This window comes from Arthrobacter sp. Z4-13 (assembly GCF_054792705.1).
This window is the reverse complement of the sequence record NZ_CP096459.1, coordinates 2,283,157-2,303,812: the sequence shown is the minus strand read 5'-3', so window position 1 is coordinate 2,303,812 and position 20,656 is coordinate 2,283,157. Positions and strand designations below refer to the sequence as shown.

Below are 20,656 nucleotides of genomic sequence, written 5' to 3'. Positions count from 1 at the left end.
TAAGGCGTTGGCAGGCGGAGGATTCCGCATTATTCGACCAGAGAGGACGTGCACCATGGAACTTACCCCAGGTCACGTATGGATCATGGTGTCGGCAGCCCTCGTGCTGCTGATGACGCCGGGTCTGGCATTTTTCTACGGCGGCATGACCCGCGCCAAGGCCGCCCTGAACATGATGATGATGAGCTTCATCTCCATTGGCATGGTGGGCGTTGTCTGGGTTCTCTGGGGCGCCTCCATGAGCTCCGGTGACGGGTTCCTGCAGATCGTCGGCAACCCGTTCGCCACCTTCGGCCTCGAAGGCATTGACACTCCTGACGGACTGATCAAGGTTGGCTACGCTGCCACCTTTGCCATCATCACCGTCGCATTGATCAGCGGTGCCATCGCGGACCGGGCAAAATTCGGCGCCTGGAGCGTCTTCGTCCCCGTCTGGGTCACCCTGGTCTACTGCCCCCTGGCCTACATGGTCTGGGGCGGCGGCCTCTTCGGTCCCGAAGGCGCTGTAGGCCAGGCGCTGGGCCCGGCCATCGACTTCGCCGGCGGCACCGTGGTCCACATCAACGCAGGCGTGGCTGCACTGGTACTCGTCCTTATCATCGGCAACCGCAAGGGCTTCGGCAAGGACCCCAACCACCGCCCGCACAACGTCCCCTTCGTGATGCTCGGTGCAGCCATGCTGTGGTTCGGCTGGTTCGGCTTCAACGGCGGCGCCGCAGCCACCGCAGAACAGGGCGGCCTGATCTGGGTCAACACCCTGGCGGCACCCGCCGCCGCAATGCTCGGCTGGCTTGTCACCGAACGGATCCGCGACGGCCACCCCACCTCTCTCGGTGCTGCATCCGGTGTGGTTGCCGGCCTGGTGGCCATCACCCCCGCCTGCGCCAACGTCAGTCCCGTCGGTGCCCTCGGCCTCGGCGTGGTAGCCGGTGTGGCGTCCTCCCTGGCAGTGGGACTGAAGTTCCGTTGGGGCTTCGATGACTCGCTCGACGTCGTCGGCGTCCACCTGGTCTCCGGCATCATCGGCACGGTGGCCCTCGGCTTCATCGCACTGCCCACCGACGGCGTAGGCGGCGGCCTCTTCTACGGCGGCGGCATGACCCAGATGTGGGCGCAGCTCGCTGCAGCCGGCATTGCCATTGCCTACTCCGCAATCCTGACCGCGATCATCGCCCTGGCCATCCACAAGACCATGGGCTTCCGGGTCTCGCAGGAACAGGAGACGGTGGGTGTGGACCTCAGCCTGCACGCCGAAACCGCCTACGAGTTCGGTGTTGGCGGCCACGGCGGAAGCTTCCAGCCGCTGCACGAGATGATCACGGGCAAAACCCAGCCGGAGGCCGCCCAGGCATCCGAAGCTACGGACGCCCAGAAGACCGCATCAGCAACAGGCAAGGAAAGCGTGGGGGCATGAAACTGATTACCGCAATCGTCAGGCCGGAAAAACTTGAGGCCATCCGGGAAGGGCTGGAGGCCTACGGCGTACAGGGCCTGACGGTCAGCGCGGCCAGCGGCTACGGCCGGCAGCGCGGCTACACCGAGGTGTACCGCGGGGCAGAGTACAACGTGGACCTCTTGCCGAAGATCCGGGTGGAAGTCCTGGCAACGGACGAGCAGGCCGACGACATCCTGGATGTCATCATCGCCAGCTCGAACACCGGCCGGGCCGGGGACGGCAAAGTCTGGACCATGGATGTCCATGAGGCAGTGCGGGTCCGCACCGGGGAACGCGGAGTAGCCGCCATCTAGGCGGACATTGCCCGGCACAACACTCGCAGAAGAGCGGGCAGGAAACCGAGAGGTTCCCTGCCCGCTCTTTTGTTTTCCTGTATTACTGCGGCCGGCCACTGGCGGGCCGCAGCTCAGTTTCCCGCGTTACTCAGCCCGCACGGTACCGGACCATGCCGCCGGCCCGAACGATCCGGCGTCGTACTCCTCCAGCGGGACCGTGCCCTGTTGCCATGCCCTCAGGACCGGCTCGACGATCCGCCAGCAGTCCTCTGCCGTATCGCCCCGGACGGAGAGCAGCGGATCGCCGGCCAGCACGCCCTCCAGCACTTCACCGTAGGGCAGGAGTTCGGAGGCGCTCAGCTCCGCTTCCAAGGTGATCCGGCTGAGGCTGAGGATTTCGCCCGGGCCGTTGACGTCGACGTCGAATTCGAGCGTGTCCGGCCCGAAGCCGATCCTCAGCTGGTTCGGCGAGTCCACGCCCGTGAAGCCCTGGGGAAGGTGGGGGACGGGCCGGAACGTCACCACGGCCTCCTTGCGCCTGGCACCCATGGCTTTGCCGGAGCGCAGGATGAACGGAACGCCCTTCCAGCGCCAGTTTTCTATTCCCACCTGGATCTGTGCCAGGGTTTCGGTGCCCCGCGACGCATCGACGCCGTCCTCCCCGGCATAGTCAGGCACTTCCTTTCCTGCCACCGTCCCGGACGTGTAGCGCGCCCTCCGGGTGGACTCCGTGAAGGGGGCGCCCACGCTGCTGGCGCGCAGGACCGTGGAGACGGCGTCGCGCAGGTCCCGTTCGCTGATGGTCGACGGCGGCTCCATCGCCATCAGGGCCATGATCTGGAGCAGGTGGCTCTGGATCATGTCCCGGAGGGCGCCCGCGCCGTCGTAATAACGGGCCCGGCCCTCCAGCGCGAGGTCCTCGTCGAAGATGATCTCCACCTTCTCCACGTGCTGCCGGTTCCAGACGGGCTCCAGGAAGTTGTTGGCAAAACGCAGCCCCAGGATGTTCAGCACTGTGGCCTTGCCCAGGAAGTGGTCAACCCGGTGGATATGGTCCTCCGGTACCAGCCGCACCAGGGTCTGGTTTAGTGAGTGGGCTGACTCCTCGCTGGAACCAAAGGGCTTTTCCATCACCAGCCGCGTGCCGGGCGGAACCTGCCCGGGCCGGAGGGCCTCGCAGGCAAGCTGGCTGATCCGGGGCGGCAGGGCGAAGTAGACCGCAGTGGGACCCTCAAGGGTGGCGAGCAGCGATGCCAGCCCACCGTCGGCGGTGACGTCCAGCTGGTGGTAGACCGTTTCCTTTTCCAGGTCCTCCAATGACCGCAAACCGTCGGGATCAGCGGACCCGGCGGACGCCGCAAAGGACGTACGGACCCTGTCCCGCCATTGCTCCGGTGTCCAGGGATCTGAGCCTGCCCCCACCAGCCGCAGCCCTGCCGCGCGGCCCGTGGCCACAAGGCGTGCGAGGCCCGGCAGGAGCAGCCGGCCGGTGAGGTCTCCGGAAGCGCCGAGGATGAGCAGGGTTTTTACCGTTGTTTGGCTCGTCATTTTGCCAGCATGCCACCTTGCGGGCCCGACTTGGTACCCTAGATAGTCGAGTCCCGATCATCCACTGAAAGAAGTGCACGGCGCGTGTTCAATTCACTCTCTGACCGGTTGACAGCAACCTTCAAGAATCTCCGCGGCAAGGGCCGCCTCACTGAGGCGGACGTTGACGCCACAGTGCGCGAGATCCGCCGCGCCCTCCTGGACGCGGACGTTGCCGTTCCCGTTGTCCGTGAATTCACAGCCCGGGTGCGTGAACGCGCCCTGGGCGCCGAAGTTTCCGGTGCCCTGAACCCCAGCCAGCAGATCGTCAAGATCGTCAACGAGGAACTGGTGGAGATCCTCGGCGGCGAGACCCGCCGTATCCGCCTGGCCAAGAACGGTCCCACCATCATCATGCTGGCCGGCCTCCAGGGCGCCGGCAAGACCACGCTCGCGGGCAAGCTGTCCAAGTGGCTGAAGGCCCAGGGCCACAGCCCCATGCTGGTGGCCTGTGACCTGCAGCGCCCCAACGCCGTCACTCAGCTCCAGGTGGTTGGTGAGCGGGCCAAGGTGCCCGTCTTCGCGCCGCACCCCGGAGCCACATCATCCGAACTTGAGCACCCGGCCGGGGATCCGGTAGAGGTGGCCCGCGCCGGTGTAGAGGAAGCCCGCCAGAAACTTCACGACGTCGTCATCGTGGACACCGCCGGCCGCCTCGGCGTCGATGCGGCCATGATGGAGCAGGCACGGCAGATCCGCCGCGCCATCGTTCCGAACGAAGTGCTGTTCGTCCTCGACGCCATGGTCGGCCAGGACGCCGTGAACACGGCGCATGCGTTCGATGAGGGCGTGAACTTCACCGGCATCGTGCTGTCCAAGCTCGACGGCGACGCCCGCGGCGGTGCAGCCCTCTCGGTGGCGTCGGTCACCGGTAAGCCGGTGATGTTTGCCTCCACCGGTGAAGGCCTGGACGACTTCGAACTCTTCCACCCTGACCGGATGGCGTCCCGCATCCTGGACATGGGTGACGTCCTCACGCTCATCGAGCAGGCCGAGAAGTCCTGGGACAAGGACGAAGCCGCCCGGATGGCGAAGAAGTTCGCCGACCAGGAGGACTTCACCCTCGACGACTTCCTGGCCCAGATGCAGCAGATCCGCAACATGGGTTCCATGAAGAAGATGCTCATGATGATGCCGGGCGCGCAGAACATCCGCCAACAGCTCGAGCAGTTCGACGAGCGCGAGATTGACCGAGTCGAAGCGATCGTCCGGTCCATGACGCCGCACGAGCGCGTGGCTCCCAAAATCATCAACGGCTCACGCCGGGCCCGCATCGCCCGGGGTTCCGGCGTGCACGTCTCCGAGGTCAACGGCCTCCTGGAGCGTTTCGCGCAGGCCCAGAAGATGATGAAGAAGATGGCCCAGGGCGGGATGCCGGGAATGCCTGGTATGCCGGGCATGCCCGGTGCGGGCGGCGGCGCGCGGAAGAACGCCAAGAACGCCCCCAAGAAAAAGGCCAAGTCCGGTAACCCCGCAAAGGCCGCCCAGGAGCGCAAGGATGCCGAGGCCCGCCGTGCAAATGCCGCCAAGGCGCTGCCCACCGGGGCCGCCTTCGGCCAGCAGGCAGGCGACTTCGATCCCTCGCAGCTGAACCTGCCCAAGGGTTTCGACAAGTTCCTCGGCAAGTAACAGCCCAAGTGAGTAGCGCCAAGTGTCGTTTTGGCCCGTCAAAACGACACTTGGCGCTACTCGCTTAAGATGTCGGTGCCGTGGAATAGGGTTGGGTCATGTTCAAGCAGAGGGTAGTGTTCGTGCACGGCGCCGGCAGCTTCGGCTCCGCGGCCTGGCCTCGCCAGCACGGCATGGCGCTGTCCTATGACGCTCTGTTCCTGCGCCGCCATGGCTACGATCCGGTGGCAGAACCGGTCGAGTCCTCCTTCGAACGGGACACCGCCATTGTGTTGCGGTCCCTTGCCGACGACGGCAGGGGTGCTGCCGGAGGTCATATCGTGGCGCATTCGCAGGGAGCAATTGCAGCCATGATGGCTGCCGTCGAACGGCCGGACCTGGTTTTTTCCTTGACGCTGGTGGAGCCGGCCTGCCTGTCTCTGACCGCCGAGCTGCCGGCCACGGCGGCGCACATCGGTCTCATGCAGCCCCTGTTCGACGTCCGGCACCAAATGAACGACCAGGATTTCCAGCGCGAATTCGTCCGCAGGGTCTACGCTACGGACCTGCAGCAGCCGGCCACGGCGGAGGAGAAGCGTTCCGCCAGGCGGCTCCGGCTTCAGGCCCCCTCCTGGGACGCCCCGCTGCACATCGTGCCCGGCGTTCCCACCCTTGTCCTGACCGGGGGATGGGAGCCGCTCTACGAGGAAATCGCCGGGTACCTGCGGGAAACCGGCGCCCTGCACCTGACGGCGGCGGGAGGGCACCGGCCCCACGACTCCCTCGAAGGCGACCGCATCATCCGCTCATTCATCAGCGACGTCAGCCGGGTCCAGTCAGCACGGGCTTCTTAAAGGCCCTGAGGTCCGGCGGCGACGAGTGGTTCGGGCAGGTAGACCTTGCCGCCGGCAGCCAGGAACTCCTGGCTCTTGCCCCTCATGCCCGAGGCCATCTCAGCCAGGGCAGCCTGCGACTCCGCTGAACCGTATTCGTCCCGGATATCCTGGCTGATCCTCATGGAGCAGAACTTGGGACCGCACATGGAGCAGAAGTGCGCGGTCTTGGCAGGTTCGGCAGGGAGGGTCTCGTCGTGGAAGGCCTCGGCCGTCACTGGATCAAGGGACAACGCGAACTGGTCCCGCCAGCGGAATTCGAAGCGTGCTTTGGACAGCGCGTCATCGCGTTCGTGCGCACCCGGGTGGCCTTTGGCGAGGTCTGCTGCGTGCGCCGCGATCTTGTACGTGATCACCCCTGTTTTGACGTCGTCCTTGTTGGGCAGGCCAAGATGTTCCTTGGGGGTGACGTAGCACAGCATCGCGGTGCCGTAGCGGGCGATCTCCGTGGCGCCTATAGCCGAGGTGATGTGGTCATACCCCGGAGCCACGTCGGTAACCAGCGGCCCCAGAGTGTAGAAGGGCGCTCCCTTGCACAGCTCCTGCTGGCGTTCGACGTTTTCACGGACCAGGTGGAACGGAATGTGGCCGGGGCCCTCCACCATCACCTGAACGTCATATTCCCAGGCGCGCTGCGTCAGCTCGGCCAGTGTGTCCAACTCGGCAAACTGCGCGGCATCGTTGGCGTCCGCCGTCGCACCCGGCCGCAGGCCGTCCCCCAGCGAAAACGCGACGTCGTACCTGGCGAAGATTTCGCAGAGCTCGTCGAAGTGCGTGTAGAGGAAGTTTTCCCGGTGATGTGCCAGGCACCAGCCGGCCATAATCGAACCGCCGCGCGACACGATGCCGGTCACCCGGTTGGCGGTCAGGGGAACGTACCGGAGCAGGACGCCGGCGTGGATGGTCATATAGTCCACGCCCTGTTCGCACTGCTCGATGACGGTATCGCGGAAAATCTCCCAGGTCAGGGCATTAGCTTCGCCGTTGACCTTCTCAAGGGCCTGGTAGATGGGGACGGTGCCGATCGGAACCGGCGAGTTGCGGATGATCCATTCCCTGGTGGTGTGGATGTCATCGCCGGTGGACAGGTCCATGACGGTGTCAGCGCCCCATTGGGTTGCCCACTGCAGCTTGTCCACTTCTTCCGCGATGGAACTGGTGACGGCCGAGTTGCCGATGTTGGCGTTGATCTTCACCAGGAAGGCCTTGCCGATGATCATGGGTTCTGACTCAGGATGGTTGATGTTGTTCGGAATGATCGCCCTGCCGGCGGCCAGTTCGCTGCGGACCAGTTCCACATCGCAGTTCTCCCGCAGGGCCACGAAACGCATTTCCGGAGTGATGATGCCCTGCCGTGCATAGTGCATCTGCGTCACCGTCCTGCCTTCAACGGCGCGGCGGGGCACCGGCGGTGCGCCCTTCCACTCCGCGCTGGCGGCGCCGCGGCGGACAGCCGAGCGGCCGTCGTCGAGCAGGTTCCGTCCCCTCCCGCCGTAGGTTTCCGTATCCCCGCGTACTGCTATCCACTCTGCCCGGAAGGGATTGAGGCCACGGACGGGATCGCTTCCCGGGCCGGCCGTCCGGTAGGTACGGAACGGGCCGTTGGCCCCGCCGTCGGGCGAAGGCTCCAGGGCTATCTCGGTGACGGGAACCCGGATGCCTGACTGCGCATCCTCGATGAAGGCCAGGGAATGGGACTTCAGCGACTGGGTGACAGGAGGCTGGTCCTGGCCGCCTCCCGTGCCGGACGGAATGTGGGCAGGGGCCAGCTGTGTTTTTGGTGTACTCAAGGAATACTCACTTCCTTCGCCGGCATTACCCGGACAGGTTCAACGGTCGCAGGCTGCGTCAGCCCGATCTCAGCCCCTGCAGGGGCACCCGTGTGGTCAGGAATGAAGCTACCACAGCCGTCCGGGAGGGGCTTGTCACATTGCCGGTGCTAGCCTGACTGGCGAGGAAGAGGAGCCCAATGCCGGAAATTATCGAATTCAGCGGACCGGTGCTGACCGGGCCGAACACCGTGCGGCGGGGATTGTGGTCCGTTGACGGGCTGTTGACCTTCACCCGCCCGCAGCACGTTCCGGAACGGATCCTGGACGGCTGGGTGCTTCCGGGGTTCGTTGATGCCCACTGCCATATCGGGCTGGGACCGGGCGGCGCTGTGGATCCTGCGACGGCGGAGGAACAGGCCCGCGCCGACCTGAACGCCGGCACACTGCTGGCCCGGGACGCCGGTTCCCCTGCCGACACCCGCTTCCTGCAGGACAGCCGCGACGCCCCGGTGCTGATCCGGGCCGGCAGGCATGTGGCCAGGACCGGCCGATATTTGCGGGGTTTCGCTGAGGAAGTGGAACCGGAGGGCCTGGTCGAAGCCGTCCGGAAGCAGGCCCGTGACGGCGACGGCTGGGTCAAGCTTGTGGGGGACTGGATCGACCGCGGCGCCGGTGACCTGGCGCCGTCGTTTCCCGCCGCCGTCGTTAAGGACGCTGTCCAGGCGGTGCACGAGGAAGGGGCCCGGATCACCGCGCATTGCTTCGCCGAAGACACCCTGGACCAGATGCTGGACGCGGGCATCGACTGCATCGAACACGCCACCGGGCTCCTGCCGCGGCACCTTCCGCGGTTTGTGGAGCAGGGCGTCCCCATCGTTCCCACCCTCATCAACATCGCCACGTTTCCGGACATCGCCGCACAGGCGGAGCCGAAGTTTCCCCGGTACGCCGCACACATGCGCGCACTGTGGGAGCGCCGGGCCGAGCGGGTGCTGGAGGCCTACGAGGCAGGCGTGCAGATCTATGCCGGCACCGATGCCGGCAGCGTCATACGGCACGGCAGGATCGCCGATGAGATCCTTGCCCTCCACTCTGCAGGGCTTCCGATGCCCGCTGCGCTCGACGCCGCCTGCTGGGGCGCCCGCGAGTGGCTGGGCGCTGAGGGCCTGCAGGAGGGAGCCCGCGCCGACGTCGTGCTGTGCCGGGAGGATCCACGAAGGGTTCCGGAGACTGTCAGCGGGCTGGCGCACGTGGTGCTGGGAGGCCGCGTCCTTCCTTGATGCCCCCACCGGGAGGAATTTTTGTGGCACTTGGAATAAATTGAAGCTTCAAGTAATTTTAATAGTCATAGGCCCCCACCCCGAAGGGCCCCAGCACCGGGAGTTTCCACATGACTGCAGATGCCGCCAGCCAGGACCTTCTTCCCGCCGACCTCACCATGGGCACCGTGATGCTCAAGGTCGGCGACATGAAGGTCATGACCGATTACTACCAGCGGGCCCTGGGGCTTGAGGTTGTCGCCGAACAGGACGGCGGAATCTACCTCGGCCGCCTGCAGAAGCCCCTGGTCCACCTTGCGCCCGCTCCCGGGCTGAACCTCCCGGGCAGGGGAGAGGCCGGCCTTTTCCATACGGCGCTGCTTTTTGAGAACCAGGCAGACCTCGCAGCCACCATCGCCACCGCCGCCCGGTTCGAGCCCCGCTTTTTCACGGGCAGCGCCGACCACCTCGTCAGCGAGGCCTTCTACTTCAACGACCCTGAAGGCAACGGCATTGAGCTCTACTGGGACCGGCCGCGGAGCAACTGGTCCTGGAATGGTGCGGACGTGGTCATGGACAGCCTGGCGCTGCCGCCCCAGCGCTACCTGGAGCAGCACCTCACCGAAGATTCCCTCGAGCGCCAGCGCGGAAGCGTGGCGGGGGTGGGCCATGTCCACCTCCAGGTGGGCGACGTCCAGTCGGCCAGGGACTTCTATGTAGGAATCCTCGGGTTTGAAAAGACCGCCGGCTGGCATGGGCAGGCATTGTTTGTCTCTGCCGGCGGCTACCACCACCACATGGCCATGAATGTCTGGAACAGCCGCGGCGCCGGCCCCCGCAAGGACACGCTCGGCCTCGGCGAGGTGCTCATCGAAGTGCCGTCAGGAGACGACGTCGGGGCGCTCGCGGACCGGCTGAAGGTCGCCGGGCTGCCGGTGCAGCATACTGGCGCCGAACTGCAGTTCGAGGACCCGTGGCGCAACAGGATCCGGGTGGCGGTGCGCTGACACTGGCGCACCCGGACCAGCGCCGGCCCGTGTACTAGGCTGAAGCCGAACGGCCGGGGCGGCGGGCACCGCTTTCCTGATGGCCGCACCGTCGACGGAATGAGGGCAATTCCCATGGGCTTCACCGAAATCTTTGTGGCCACCCACGACGGCGCGCTGAAGCGCGCCGGCGTCCTGGACCAGGGCGGAAATGCGCCTGCCGGCGAAGCCGTCAGGATCCAGGGAATCAGCGATTTCGAAGTAGAGCAGCTCGGTGACCTGGCAGGCACTGCCGTGCACGCCGGCGGGGCTGACTATGAGCTGACCATGGTGGATGTGGCAAGCGATTCACTCCTTGCTGTTCCAGCTGCGATGGTCCGTGCGCTGGCGGACCTGCTCTCCTATGAAACCGAGGGTGAAGGCAACGTCCTTGACGACGTCGCCGAGCAGTGGGCCGCGCAGGATGACATGCCGTTCGAAGCAGCGCAGGCGCGCACTTATGTGCAGCAGCTGGCGGAACTGGCCGGCGGAGTCGACGACGCGGAACGCACCGGCCTGTACGTCTGGTCTTCCTGACGCCTGCGCCGGCTTCCCTGCCGGTGACGGCGGGCGGGGTGTCAAGTCGAAATCCGGGCGCTCATCTGGCACAATAAACAGGTACTCGATCTGCGTGGCCCCTCTCTCCGCGTCCGGATCCTGTCCTTCGAACCCGCAAGTACGGCCCGCCCCACGGGTGCAGAACGCCGGGTTCACCCCCTTTCTGAAACAGGAGTGACCACAAAAGTGGCCGTAAAGATTCGCCTTAAGCGCTTTGGCAAAATGCGCGCACCGTACTACCGCATCGTCGTCGCAGACTCACGCACCAAGCGTGACGGCCGCGCCATCGAGGAGATCGGCAAGTACCACCCCACCGAAGAGCCCTCATACATCGAGGTCGACTCCGAGCGTGCCCAGTACTGGCTGTCCGTCGGTGCCCAGCCGTCCGAGCAGGTTGCCGCCATCCTGAAGATCACCGGTGACTGGCAGAAGTTCAAGGGCCTCCCGGGCCAGGAAGGCACCCTGAAGACCAAAGCTCCGAAGGAAGCCTTCGTTGCTCCGGAAAAGGGTTCCGTAATCATCCCGGAAGCCATCACCAAGAAGGCATCCAAGTCTGACGCAGCCGAGGCACCGGCCGAAGCAGAGACCACCGAGGCTGAGTAAATTGCTGGCAGAAGCGCTGGAACACCTGGTCCGGGGAATCGTCGATTCCCCGGATGATGTCAAGGTCAGCTCGAAGAGCAACCGCCGCGGGGACACCCTCGAGGTGCGGGTCCACCAGGACGACCTCGGACGGGTGATTGGCCGCCAGGGCCGCACGGCACGCGCACTGCGCACCGTTGTGGCAGCCCTGGCCGGCGGCGAACCGGTAAGGGTCGACGTCGTCGACACCGACCGCCGCCGCTGAGCGCTCAGCAACATCAGTTTTTGCTCCGGCCCCTCCACCAACGGTGGAGGGGCCGGAGTGCTTTTCCCGGAATCCCGACAACCACATCCAAGACAGAGGAACACATGCAGCTCCAGGTGGCACGAATCGGCAAACCGCACGGCATCCGCGGGGAAGTTACGGTCCAGGTCCTGACCGACGCCCCTGGGGACCGGTTTGTGCCGGGCACCGAATTTGTGGTTGAACCAGCGTCCGCCGGCCCGCTCACCGTGAGCAGCGCCCGCTGGAACAAGGACATCCTCCTGCTGGGGTTTGACGGGATTGAGACCCGCAATGAAGCCGAAACCCTCCGTGGCGCCAAGCTCTTCATCGAAACCGAAGAACTGGACGAGGAAGACGACGAAGGCTGGTATGAGCACGAGCTCGTCGGACTGGAAGCCCGCGTCGGCTCCCGCGTAGTGGGAAAGGTCACCGCGCTCAACACGATGCCCGTGCAGGACCTGCTGATGGTCACCACCCCGGATGGGGAAGAAATCCTTATTCCCTTCGTTGAGCAGATCGTGCCCGAGGTCAACATCGAGGAAGGGTTCATCCTCCTCACGCCGCCGGACGGCCTGTTCGAGGTCAACGCGGACCAGGATGCAGCGCCGGAAACGGAAGGCAAAGCGTAAATGCGGATCGACGTCGTCAGCATCTTTCCCGAGTACCTGGCGCCGCTGGAACTGTCGCTGATCGGCAAGGCCCGCCAGGACGGGCTGCTGGATCTCCGCGTCCACGACCTCCGCGCCTTCACCACTGACAAGCACCGCACAGTGGATGACACACCCTACGGCGGCGGCGCCGGAATGGTGATGAAACCTGAACCGTGGGCGCAGGCTCTCTCCTCGATAGCCGCTGACCGTCCGGAAGATGCAGGCAAGCCGGTCCTGATCGTCCCGTCGCCGGCGGGGGAGCGGTTCACGCAGGCCCTCGCCTACGAACTGGCCGAGGAGGACCATCTTACGTTTGCCTGCGGGCGCTACGAGGGCATCGATGAACGGGTCATCGAGTGGTCCCGCGAGCACTTCACCGTCCGCCCCGTCAGCCTGGGCGACTACGTCCTGAACGGCGGGGAAGTGGCCGTCCTGGCCATGGTCGAGGCCATCGGCAGGCTCCTGCCGGGGGTCGTGGGTAACCCCGAGTCGTTGGTGGAGGAGTCCCATTCCGACGGGCTGCTGGAGTACCCGGTGTACACCAAGCCTTCCGTTTGGCGGGATCGGGTTGTGCCGGCCGTGCTCCTCAGCGGCAACCACGGAAAGATTGCGCAGTGGCGCCGCAGCGAACAGTTCCGCCGGACGGCGGAGCGCCGCCCTGACCTGCTCGAAACGTTCGACGCCGGGAAGCTGCCCCGCGCCGACCGCACCGCCCTGCAGGACCTGGGATACGACGTCGTTGACGGCCGCCTGCTGCGCCATCCGGACGCGCCGGGGGAACAGCCTGACTGACCCCGCCGCCGGTTCCGGCTGGAAGGCCGCGAAAATTGGCTGTACGCGGCGGACTGTGGCAAAATTGGTCCTTGTGTCTGCTGGGTCCGCACCTGCCACAGGGGGAGCGCAACCAACAGCAAGACAACCGTCCTCTTCAATCAGTGAAAGCGGACGGACCACTTACCTTTCGGCAGTAATTTCCGGTAGCGCTGCAAGGCGTCCGGGCTTGGCTGCCGTGACCCAAAGTGAATGACCCGTGGCGTTCACCAGGAGTGCAATCATGCATATTCTCGATTCCGTAGATGCAGCTTCGCTGCGCACCGATGTTCCCGCGTTCCGCGCAGGTGACACCCTCAAGGTTCACGTGAACATCATCGAAGGCAAGAACACCCGTGTCCAGGTTTTCCAGGGCTTCGTCCTGGGCCGCCAGGGTGAGGGCGTCCGCGAGACCTTCACGGTCCGCAAGGTTTCCTTCGGCGTCGGTGTGGAGCGTACCTTCCCGGTACACTCCCCGATCATCGAAAAGATCGAGCTCGTCACCAAGGGTGACGTGCGCCGCGCCAAGCTTTACTACATGCGTGCACTGCGCGGTAAGGCTGCGAAGATCAAGGAAAAGCGCGACTTCAGCACCGCCAAGTAAGTCCTTTACAGACCTACAAGGCAGGGCCGCAGCCGTATCCGGCCAGCGCCGGAGCCATGCACCAGCGCCCAGGATACGGACTCATGGACCAGACAAAACGCCAGCCCGGAAAGACGGGCTGGCGTTTTGTGTTCCTTGCCCTTGTCCTTGCCATTGCAGTCAGCGGGCTGGTCCGTTCGCTGTGGCTTGATGTCTACTTCATCCCGTCCGAGTCCATGGAACCCGTTCTTGAGGGCGGGGACCGCATCCTGGTGTCCCGGACGGATTTCCGGGCCGAACCCATCAGGCGGGGTGACATCGTGGTCTTCGACGGCAGGGGCACCTTCGCGCCGCTCAACAGCGGCAAGGGTCCGCTGGTGGACGCCGCGTCCGCCGTCACCCAGTGGCTTGGCCTCACCGGCAGTGACACCACCTACGTCAAACGGGTCATCGGCTTACCCGGGGACACCGTGGTCTGTTGCGGCGCCGATGGGAAAATCACCGTGAACGGCCAGCCACTGAATGAGCCGTACATCTTCCCCGGAGATGCTCCCAGCACCCAGAAGTTCAGTGCACAGGTGCCCGACGGGCGGCTGTGGCTGCTGGGTGACCACAGGTCGCTGTCCGCCGATTCCCGGAGCCTGCTGGGCGCTCCCGGCGGGGGAATGGTGCCGGTAGACCGCGTGGCCGGCAGGCCGGTCCAGATCATCTGGCCGCTTGATAGATTTGCTGAAGTACCTCGGCCGCCAGCGGCAGGACCCTTAACAGAGAACGGACAGTAGATGCCCGAGAACCACGCGCGGACACCCGAACCGCGTCCCGACGGAGCTTCGGATTCCCGGGCCGAGGCCGCACCCGGGGCAGCCGCCGCGGGGCCGGAAACACCTGCTCCCGACATGGCAGGCAGCCGCGCCGCCGCCAAGGCCAACGCGAAGGCCGGTGGAAGCCAGGTGTTTTCCTGGCTGAAGGAAATTGCCACGGTGGTGGTGATCGCCGTCGTGCTCTCCTTCCTCATCAAGACCTTCCTGTTCCGGGCGTTCTTCATCCCTTCCGAGTCCATGGTCAACACCCTGGACATCGATGACCGGATCTTTGTGAACCTCCTGGTGCCTGAACCCTTCTCGCTGAGCCGCGGCGATGTGGTGGTCTTCCGCGACACCAAGGGCTGGCTGCCGGCTGCGGAGGAAAGGGCCGAAGGACCATTCACCTGGGTCCAGGACGGCCTCACCTTTGTGGGCCTGCTGCCGGACAACTCCGAGCAGCACCTGGTCAAGAGGGTTATCGGGCTGCCGGGGGACCATGTGGTCTGCTGTGATCCCGGCGGTAAACTGACCATTAATGGGACCGCCCTCGATGAAAGCTACGTCAATTCGGCTGAGGTCCCGCAGATTCGCAACTTCGATGTGACGGTCCCCGAAGGCAAGGTGTGGGTGATGGGCGATAACCGAAACCACTCCGCTGACTCAAGGGCGCACATGGATTCCGACGGCGGGTTCATCGACATCGCCGACCTCGAAGGCAAGGCCGCCGTCATCGCCTGGCCGTTGAACCGGGTCACGACCCTTAACAATTATCCGGACGTATTCCGGAACATACCGGCGGCACCTTGATCATGTCCTCCGCAGTTCAAGCCAGCAGCGCAAAGGCCAGCCCCGCAAAGCCGGCTGCAAAGGCGAACGCCGGAAAGGCCGGCAGTGCAAAGGGACGGGCCGGTTCCACGAAGGTGGCCGCACGCCCTGCCAAGGCGCCTACCTTGAGGCACGAACGTACGTTCAAGGCCCAGGGTGCGCGGCTCGTGGCAGGGGTGGACGAGGTGGGACGCGGTGCCCTTGCCGGTCCTGTGAGCGTCGGCATCGCCGTCGTGGACCTGGAGCGCCAGAGGCCGCTTGCCGGCGTCAGGGACAGCAAGCTCCTCAGCCCCGCCGAACGGGAAAGGCTGGACCCGCTGGTCCGCGGGTGGAGTGTTGCGTCCGCGGTGGGCCACGCGTCGGCGCAGGAAATCGATGACGTCGGCATCATCGCTGCCCTGCGCCTGGCCGGAACCCGGGCATGGCAGGATATTCTCGCCGCGGGAGTCACCCCTGATCTGGTGCTTTTGGACGGCAGCCACAACTGGCTTTCGCCGGCGGACCAACTGTCGCTGTTTGATGAGCCGGTGCTTGCCGCGGGATGCGATGCACCGGTGCACACCAAGATCAAGGCTGACATGCAGTGCCTGAGCGTTGCAGCCGCCAGTGTGATCGCCAAGGTGGAGCGGGACAGGATGATGCGGGAGCTGCACGCCGAGTACCCGGACTTCGGGTGGGATATCAACAAGGGCTACGCCACGGTGCTGCACCGGGACGTCCTCCGCGCGGCAGGGCCCACGCCCTACCACCGTGTCAGTTGGCGTTTGCTGGGCGGGGAACTGCTGGACGGTGGCCCCGGTGAGGATGGTCTTTCCAACGGGGACGAACCGGGTATCGAAGCCTGACTCCGGCCGGGGCGCGGCGCCAGTGGCACCGGAGATGGTGCAAGATGGAATCATGAGTGCTGAGGACCTTGAAAACTATGAGACCGACATGGAGCTGCAGCTCTACCGTGAATACCGCGACGTCGTCGGACTGTTCAGCTATGTTGTCGAGACCGAACGGCGCTTTTACCTGGCCAACCACGTAGACCTGCAGGCCCGCAGCGCGGACGGCGAGGTCTACTTTGACCTGACCCTGCAGGACGCCTGGGTCTGGGACGTGTACCGGTCGGCCCGGTTCGTCAAGAGTGTCCGCGTCCTGACGTTCAAGGACGTCAATGTGGAAGAACTTCCGCGCAATGAGGAACTGGCCATGCCCAAGGACGTTGACCTGGGCCAGTAGCTCCTGAACGCTGTCCGCCTCGTCCTGAACTCCTGACTTTCCCTGCACATGGGCCTTAGTACACATACGGGATGAGCTCCCTTACCTTCGCAACAATGCCGCAGCAGGCTTGTTGCGGAGGTAGAAATGAAATCAAAAGACCTGTTGGGCCGGCACGGAGAGAACCTCGCCGTTGGCTATCTTGAGTCCCTGGGCATGCTGGTGGTGGAGCGCAACTGGCGCTGCACCGAGGGCGAAATCGACATTGTGGCCCTCGACGGCGACGCCCTGGTTATTGCCGAAGTAAAGACCCGCCGTTCCCTCGATTACGGCCACCCCTTCGAAGCAGTGGGCCCGGAGAAACTCGCCCGCCTGCACCGGCTCGGCTCCGCCTGGTGCCGCGACCGGGAGCTGCGGATGCCGCTGCGGCGGGTGGACGTGATCGCAGTAGTGGACGACGGCGTCGGCGAACCCCTGGTGGAGCACCTCAAGGGGGTGGGCTGAATGGCCCTCGGAAGGACCTACTCCATCGCCCTGGTGGGCCTGAACGGGTACATCGTGGAGGTCGAGGCTGACATCGGCCAAACCCTGCCGGCATTTGTGCTCCTCGGACTGCCGGACGCTTCCTTAAATGAGGCCAAGGAACGCATCCGGTCGGCCGCCAAGAACTCCCGGATTCCGCTAAGCCGCCGGAAAATCACCGCGAACCTCATTCCCGCCTCCCTTCCCAAACGCGGGTCGGGGTTCGACCTGGCGGTCACAATGGCCGTGCTCCGCGCCGCGAACGACATCAAGCCCACCGGCAATACGGTCTTCATCGCCGAGCTGGGACTGGATGGCAGATTGCGCCCGGTCCGTGGCATTCTTCCGGCCGTTATGGCCTCTGTCCAGGCCGGGTATCCGGACATCGTGGTGGCACATGCGAACCTGGCGGAGGCCGCCCTGGTGCCCGGCGCCAACGTCAGGGGCTACCGCACCCTCGCCCGGCTGGCGCTCGATTCCGGGGCGGACCCGCAGGAGCTCGCGCTGGACTTTGAACCGGAGGACCCGGAAAATCCCTACGATGCCCCGGAGGAAGCAGCGGTGTACCCGGATATGGCGGACGTCTCCGGTCAAGGTGATGCCCGGCGGGCGCTCGAAGTAGCAGCCGCCGGAGCCCACCATCTGCTCCTGACGGGACCTCCCGGGGCCGGCAAGACAATGCTGGCAGAGCGCCTTCCCGGGCTCTTGCCGGACCTGGGGGACCACGAGGCTATGGAAGTTACCGCCATTCACTCGCTGTGCAGCCTGCCGTCGTCCTCGGTCCAGCTGCTGCGGCGGCCACCCTTCGAAAGCCCGCACCACTCAGCGACGGCCGCAGCCATCATTGGCGGGGGCTCGGGGCTCCCGAGGCCGGGCGCCGCTTCCCGAGCCCACCGGGGCGTCCTGTTCCTTGATGAGGCGCCGGAGTATGAGCGCCGCGTGCTGGATGCACTGCGCCAGCCGCTGGAGAGTGGTGAGCTGGTGATCCACCGTTCTGCGGGGACCGCTGCCTATCCTGCCCGGTTCCAGCTGGTCCTGGCGGCTAACCCCTGCCCCTGTGGCAAGGCGTCCGGCAAAGGGCTGGACTGTACATGCACGCCCATGATGCGCAGACGGTACCTGGCGAGGATGTCCGGGCCGCTCCTGGACCGGGTGGACATCCAGCTTCAGGTGGAGCGGGTGTCGCTGGCCGAGTTTGGCCAGGCAGGTGCGGAAGAGGACACGGCTTCCGTTGCCGTCCGCGTACGGAATGCACGCGGGCGGCAGCTTGAACGGTTGACGCCCTTTGGCCTGGAAACGAACTCCCAGGTGCCGGGGCGTGTGCTCCGCGGAGAGCTGCGGCTTCCGCCGGCGGCCACCCGCATCCTGGATCATTCACTGGAGCGTGGTGTCCTCACTGCCCGTGGTTACGACCGCGTACTGCGCCTGGCCTGGACCCTGGCAGATTTGGGGCACCGGGAAAGACCCGACGTGAACGATATTGGGCAGGCCCTGGGCCTGCGGCAGGCAGCGGCGGTGGCCGCATGAAGCAGGCTGCAGTGGACTCAGAGAGACTCTCCCGTGCCGCGCTTGCCCGGCTCATGGAGCCCCAGGACGCCGTAGGTCTGGCGCTGGTGCAGGTCTGCGGCGCAGTGGATGCCCTTCGGATAGCCATCGGTCAGGTTGCTGCCGGGCCTGAGCTGGAGCGCGAGATCACCGCGTTGCTCGCGGACAACGGTTCCGCCACCAGCTGGGCCGGAATGGCGGCAGCCTTGAAACGCTGGCAGCCGCGAATACCGGACCTCGCGCCGGAGCGGGACTTGGCCACCATGGCACGGCTCGGTGGCAGGCTGATCATCCCGTCGGACGAGTTGTGGCCCGTGCAGCTGTCAGACCTTGGAATCCAGGAACCGATCTGCCTCTGGTGGCGGGGACAGGAGCAACCTCTTCCCGGCGCGGACAAGTGCATGGCCCTGGTTGGTTCCCGCGACAGCACCAGTTACGGTGCGTCGGTGACGGGGGACATCGCATATTCCCTGGCGCAGCGCGGCCTCACGGTGGTGTCCGGAGGTGCTTACGGCATCGATGCGCATGCCCACCGCGCTGCGCTGGCCGGCGGGTCGAGCGCCATGCCAACCATTGCCGTGATGGCCGGCGGTGTTGACCGCTTCTACCCGTCGGGCAACGAGGACCTGCTCCGTGCCGTGTGCAACCAGGGCGCGGTCATCGCCGAGGTTCCGCCGGGGTCGGCACCCACCCGCTACCGATTCCTCCAGCGGAACCGGCTCATTGCCGCCATGTCCGCAGTGACTGTTGTGGTGGAGGCTAGGTGGCGGTCCGGCGCGCTGAACACTGCCCATCATGCCGAAACGCTCGGCCGGGCAGTCGGGGCTGTTCCCGGTTCCGTGCACAGTGCCAACTCGGCCGGATGCCACCGGCTGCTCCGGGAGGGCGGTGCTGTCTGCGTCACTGACGCCGCTGAAATCGCTGAGCTGGCAGCGCCCAGTGGAGCGGGGCTTCCGCAGCCCCGCCGGGCTGAAGCGGAAGTCCAGGACGGGCTGACGCTCGAAGACCTGATCCTACTGGATGCACTGCCGCTGCGCTCCATGACTTCGGTCGAGAAACTCTGCTCGGTCGCAGGCTTGAGCCAGGAATCCGTCCGCGCCGGACTGGGCCGGCTCGGGCTGCTCGGGCTGGCGGTGTCCGAAAGAGGGGGCTGGAAGCGCGGCAAGGGAACAGCCTGAGGAGCCCTTGACAAGGCCGGAATGACCTACCGGCTCTGGTGTGCCGTGTCAGTGGCTTGAACAGCGGCATCACCTGCGACAGTAGGAGAGTGGAAAACCAGGAATTGCCGCGGGAGCTGAGCCAGGCGTCGGATGCCTTCTCCCAGTACCTGTCGGGCGAGCGGGCCATGTCCGCCCACACCCTGCGTGCGTACTTGGGGGACCTGCGCAGCCTTCTGGCTCACTCCGCTTCGGAGGGTGTCACCCGGCTGGAGGAGCTGGAGCTCGGAACGCTCCGGCGGTGGCTGGGAGCACAGAGCCAGGCCGGTGTCGCACGCTCCACGCTTGCCCGCCGGGCCGCTACCGCCCGCGCCTTCACAGCATGGGCCCTCAGGGAAGAGCGCATCGGCTCCGACCCCTCGTTGCGGCTCAAAGCTCCCAAACGGGACAAGAGCCTGCCCGGAGTCCTGCAGTCACAACAACTGGTGCGGCTGCTGACCGGCCTGGAGGAAGCCGCCGCCGGCGGTGAGCCGCTGCCTATCAGGGACAGGGCCATCGTGGAACTGCTCTATGCCACAGGCGTCCGCGTAGGCGAGCTCGCGGGACTGGACATCGATGTCCTGGACCCGGACCGCCGCACTCTGCGTGTTATCGGCAAAGGCAACAAGGAACGCACCGTTCCCTACGGCGTTCCGGCGGCGTTGGCCCTGGACGACTGGCTGCGGCGGGGCAGGCCGCTGCTGGCCAGGGACAACAGCGGTCCGGCGCTCTTCCTGGGCTCCAGGGGCGGCCGGGTGGACCAGCGGCAGGTCCGGGAGCTTGTCAACAAGCTCTTCGAGGCACTGGGCGACACGTCGGCGTCAGGCCCGCACGCCCTTCGGCACTCCGCAGCCACACACCTGTTGGACGGCGGCGCAGACCTGCGTGCCGTCCAGGAAATCCTTGGCCACAGCAGCCTCGCAACCACCCAGATCTACACGCATGTCTCGGTGGACCGGCTGCGAAAAAGCTACCAGCAGGCACATCCGAGGGCCTGATCCCGGATAATTCCGGGCCCGCACCGGATCGCGAATCGCACTGGCGTAATTACCCGCTGTACGGCACAATAAGAGTCACGTCCGGCAACTTTCAAGTCCTGCTTGAAGCTCCTTTGCTTCGAGCGGACCAGCAAGTCCGGACACTGCTTAATCTGAACAACTGAATATATGGCAGGGAGCAGTCCCGCAGAGCAGGGCACAGCAGTTCCATTCAGCAGAG

At 65.5% G+C, this 20,656-nt stretch carries 22 protein-coding genes and 1 riboswitch; of the genes, 20 read left to right on the top strand and 2 right to left on the bottom strand.

Going from position 1 to position 20,656, the window contains the following annotated elements; all coding sequences use genetic code 11:
- Positions 1–55 precede the first annotated feature (55 nt).
- Both M1E07_RS12425 and M1E07_RS12420 read left to right on the top strand, forming a co-directional pair.
- Positions 56–1,414 carry an ammonium transporter gene (locus M1E07_RS12425; protein ID WP_461186997.1) on the top strand — a complete coding sequence of 453 codons (1,359 nt, stop codon included), beginning with the start codon at positions 56–58 and terminating at the stop codon, positions 1,412–1,414.
- Positions 1,411–1,749 carry a P-II family nitrogen regulator gene (locus M1E07_RS12420; RefSeq protein WP_159631736.1) on the top strand — a complete coding sequence of 113 codons (339 nt, stop codon included), beginning with the start codon at positions 1,411–1,413 and terminating at the stop codon, positions 1,747–1,749. The genes M1E07_RS12425 and M1E07_RS12420 overlap by 4 nt, the downstream gene beginning before the upstream one ends.
- A gap of 126 nt (positions 1,750–1,875) precedes the next feature.
- Here M1E07_RS12420 and M1E07_RS12415 read toward each other — a convergent pair whose 3' ends face one another.
- Positions 1,876–3,279 carry a glucose-6-phosphate dehydrogenase gene (locus M1E07_RS12415; RefSeq protein WP_461186996.1) on the bottom strand — a complete coding sequence of 468 codons (1,404 nt, stop codon included), beginning with the start codon at positions 3,277–3,279 and terminating at the stop codon, positions 1,876–1,878.
- Between the two features lie 84 nt (positions 3,280–3,363).
- Between M1E07_RS12415 and ffh the strand changes: the two genes are divergently transcribed.
- Both ffh and M1E07_RS12405 read left to right on the top strand, forming a co-directional pair.
- Positions 3,364–4,947 carry a signal recognition particle protein gene (gene ffh / locus M1E07_RS12410; RefSeq protein WP_461186995.1) on the top strand — a complete coding sequence of 528 codons (1,584 nt, stop codon included), beginning with the start codon at positions 3,364–3,366 and terminating at the stop codon, positions 4,945–4,947.
- 98 nt (positions 4,948–5,045) lie between these two features.
- Positions 5,046–5,780, top strand: coding sequence for an alpha/beta hydrolase (locus tag M1E07_RS12405; RefSeq protein ID WP_461186994.1), 735 nt, complete (start codon positions 5,046–5,048; stop codon positions 5,778–5,780).
- On the opposite strand, the gene thiC is transcribed toward M1E07_RS12405, so the two are convergent.
- On the bottom strand, positions 5,777–7,609 hold the full coding sequence (gene thiC / locus M1E07_RS12400) for a phosphomethylpyrimidine synthase ThiC (RefSeq protein ID WP_461186993.1): 1,833 nt from the start codon (positions 7,607–7,609) through the stop codon (positions 5,777–5,779). The two genes, M1E07_RS12405 and thiC, sit on opposite strands and share 4 nt — an antisense overlap.
- Positions 7,604–7,711, bottom strand: a riboswitch (TPP riboswitch). Its footprint overlaps the gene before it by 6 nt.
- Before the next feature lie 77 nt (positions 7,712–7,788).
- Here thiC and M1E07_RS12395 point away from each other — a divergent pair.
- The 16 genes from M1E07_RS12395 to M1E07_RS12320 all read left to right on the top strand — a co-directional run bounded on the left by M1E07_RS12395 (position 7,789) and on the right by M1E07_RS12320 (position 20,436).
- Positions 7,789–8,871: an amidohydrolase family protein gene (locus M1E07_RS12395; protein WP_461186992.1), complete on the top strand. Its 1,083-nt coding sequence runs from the start codon at positions 7,789–7,791 to the stop codon at positions 8,869–8,871.
- Positions 8,872–8,981: 110 nt separating this feature from the next.
- Positions 8,982–9,857 carry a VOC family protein gene (locus M1E07_RS12390; RefSeq protein ID WP_461186991.1) on the top strand — a complete coding sequence of 292 codons (876 nt, stop codon included), beginning with the start codon at positions 8,982–8,984 and terminating at the stop codon, positions 9,855–9,857.
- Positions 9,858–9,971: 114 nt separating this feature from the next.
- Entirely contained in the window at positions 9,972–10,412 is a 441-nt protein-coding gene (locus M1E07_RS12385; RefSeq protein ID WP_461190390.1) for a hypothetical protein, read from the top strand.
- A 207-nt stretch (positions 10,413–10,619) separates the two neighbouring features.
- A complete protein-coding gene (gene rpsP, locus M1E07_RS12380) occupies positions 10,620–11,036 on the top strand; it encodes a 30S ribosomal protein S16 (RefSeq protein ID WP_104042129.1) in 417 nt (138 codons plus the stop codon).
- Position 11,037: 1 nt separating this feature from the next.
- On the top strand, positions 11,038–11,280 hold the full coding sequence (locus M1E07_RS12375) for an RNA-binding protein (protein WP_013601399.1): 243 nt from the start codon (positions 11,038–11,040) through the stop codon (positions 11,278–11,280).
- Between the two features lie 104 nt (positions 11,281–11,384).
- Entirely contained in the window at positions 11,385–11,930 is a 546-nt protein-coding gene (gene rimM, locus M1E07_RS12370; protein WP_461186990.1) for a ribosome maturation factor RimM, read from the top strand.
- Positions 11,931–12,743, top strand: a complete 813-nt coding sequence (trmD, locus tag M1E07_RS12365) for a tRNA (guanosine(37)-N1)-methyltransferase TrmD (RefSeq protein WP_461186989.1) — start codon at positions 11,931–11,933, stop codon at positions 12,741–12,743.
- A gap of 262 nt (positions 12,744–13,005) precedes the next feature.
- Complete coding sequence (gene rplS, locus M1E07_RS12360) at positions 13,006–13,365, top strand: 50S ribosomal protein L19 (RefSeq protein ID WP_461171670.1); 360 nt, start codon at positions 13,006–13,008, stop codon at positions 13,363–13,365.
- An 83-nt stretch (positions 13,366–13,448) separates the two neighbouring features.
- Positions 13,449–14,126: a signal peptidase I gene (lepB, locus tag M1E07_RS12355; RefSeq protein ID WP_461186988.1), complete on the top strand. Its 678-nt coding sequence runs from the start codon at positions 13,449–13,451 to the stop codon at positions 14,124–14,126.
- Positions 14,127–14,954, top strand: coding sequence for a signal peptidase I (gene lepB / locus M1E07_RS12350; RefSeq protein ID WP_461186987.1), 828 nt, complete (start codon positions 14,127–14,129; stop codon positions 14,952–14,954). It abuts the gene before it with no gap.
- 2 nt (positions 14,955–14,956) lie between these two features.
- On the top strand, positions 14,957–15,817 hold the full coding sequence (locus tag M1E07_RS12345) for a ribonuclease HII (protein ID WP_461186986.1): 861 nt from the start codon (positions 14,957–14,959) through the stop codon (positions 15,815–15,817).
- A gap of 52 nt (positions 15,818–15,869) precedes the next feature.
- On the top strand, positions 15,870–16,196 hold the full coding sequence (locus tag M1E07_RS12340) for a DUF2469 domain-containing protein (RefSeq protein WP_256248678.1): 327 nt from the start codon (positions 15,870–15,872) through the stop codon (positions 16,194–16,196).
- A gap of 126 nt (positions 16,197–16,322) precedes the next feature.
- On the top strand, positions 16,323–16,679 hold the full coding sequence (locus M1E07_RS12335) for a YraN family protein (protein WP_461186985.1): 357 nt from the start codon (positions 16,323–16,325) through the stop codon (positions 16,677–16,679).
- Positions 16,680–18,224, top strand: coding sequence for a YifB family Mg chelatase-like AAA ATPase (locus tag M1E07_RS12330; protein WP_461186984.1), 1,545 nt, complete (start codon positions 16,680–16,682; stop codon positions 18,222–18,224).
- Entirely contained in the window at positions 18,221–19,420 is a 1,200-nt protein-coding gene (dprA, locus tag M1E07_RS12325) for a DNA-processing protein DprA (RefSeq protein ID WP_461186983.1), read from the top strand. The genes M1E07_RS12330 and dprA overlap by 4 nt, the downstream gene beginning before the upstream one ends.
- Before the next feature lie 89 nt (positions 19,421–19,509).
- Complete coding sequence (locus M1E07_RS12320; protein ID WP_461186982.1) at positions 19,510–20,436, top strand: tyrosine recombinase XerC; 927 nt, start codon at positions 19,510–19,512, stop codon at positions 20,434–20,436.
- Positions 20,437–20,656 lie beyond the last annotated feature (220 nt).

Coding starts and splice junctions, on each gene's coding strand:
- M1E07_RS12425 (WP_461186997.1), top strand. CDS start 56: ATGGAACTTACCCCAGGTCACGTATGGATCATGGTGTCGGCAGCCCTC.
- M1E07_RS12420 (WP_159631736.1), top strand. CDS start 1,411: ATGAAACTGATTACCGCAATCGTCAGGCCGGAAAAACTTGAGGCCATC.
- M1E07_RS12415 (WP_461186996.1), bottom strand. CDS start 3,279: ATGACGAGCCAAACAACGGTAAAAACCCTGCTCATCCTCGGCGCTTCC.
- M1E07_RS12405 (WP_461186994.1), top strand. CDS start 5,046: ATGTTCAAGCAGAGGGTAGTGTTCGTGCACGGCGCCGGCAGCTTCGGC.
- M1E07_RS12395 (WP_461186992.1), top strand. CDS start 7,789: ATGCCGGAAATTATCGAATTCAGCGGACCGGTGCTGACCGGGCCGAAC.
- M1E07_RS12390 (WP_461186991.1), top strand. CDS start 8,982: ATGACTGCAGATGCCGCCAGCCAGGACCTTCTTCCCGCCGACCTCACC.
- M1E07_RS12385 (WP_461190390.1), top strand. CDS start 9,972: ATGGGCTTCACCGAAATCTTTGTGGCCACCCACGACGGCGCGCTGAAG.
- rimM (WP_461186990.1), top strand. CDS start 11,385: ATGCAGCTCCAGGTGGCACGAATCGGCAAACCGCACGGCATCCGCGGG.
- trmD (WP_461186989.1), top strand. CDS start 11,931: ATGCGGATCGACGTCGTCAGCATCTTTCCCGAGTACCTGGCGCCGCTG.
- rplS (WP_461171670.1), top strand. CDS start 13,006: ATGCATATTCTCGATTCCGTAGATGCAGCTTCGCTGCGCACCGATGTT.
- lepB (WP_461186988.1), top strand. CDS start 13,449: ATGGACCAGACAAAACGCCAGCCCGGAAAGACGGGCTGGCGTTTTGTG.
- lepB (WP_461186987.1), top strand. CDS start 14,127: ATGCCCGAGAACCACGCGCGGACACCCGAACCGCGTCCCGACGGAGCT.
- M1E07_RS12345 (WP_461186986.1), top strand. CDS start 14,957: ATGTCCTCCGCAGTTCAAGCCAGCAGCGCAAAGGCCAGCCCCGCAAAG.
- M1E07_RS12340 (WP_256248678.1), top strand. CDS start 15,870: ATGAGTGCTGAGGACCTTGAAAACTATGAGACCGACATGGAGCTGCAG.
- M1E07_RS12335 (WP_461186985.1), top strand. CDS start 16,323: ATGAAATCAAAAGACCTGTTGGGCCGGCACGGAGAGAACCTCGCCGTT.
- M1E07_RS12330 (WP_461186984.1), top strand. CDS start 16,680: ATGGCCCTCGGAAGGACCTACTCCATCGCCCTGGTGGGCCTGAACGGG.
- dprA (WP_461186983.1), top strand. CDS start 18,221: ATGAAGCAGGCTGCAGTGGACTCAGAGAGACTCTCCCGTGCCGCGCTT.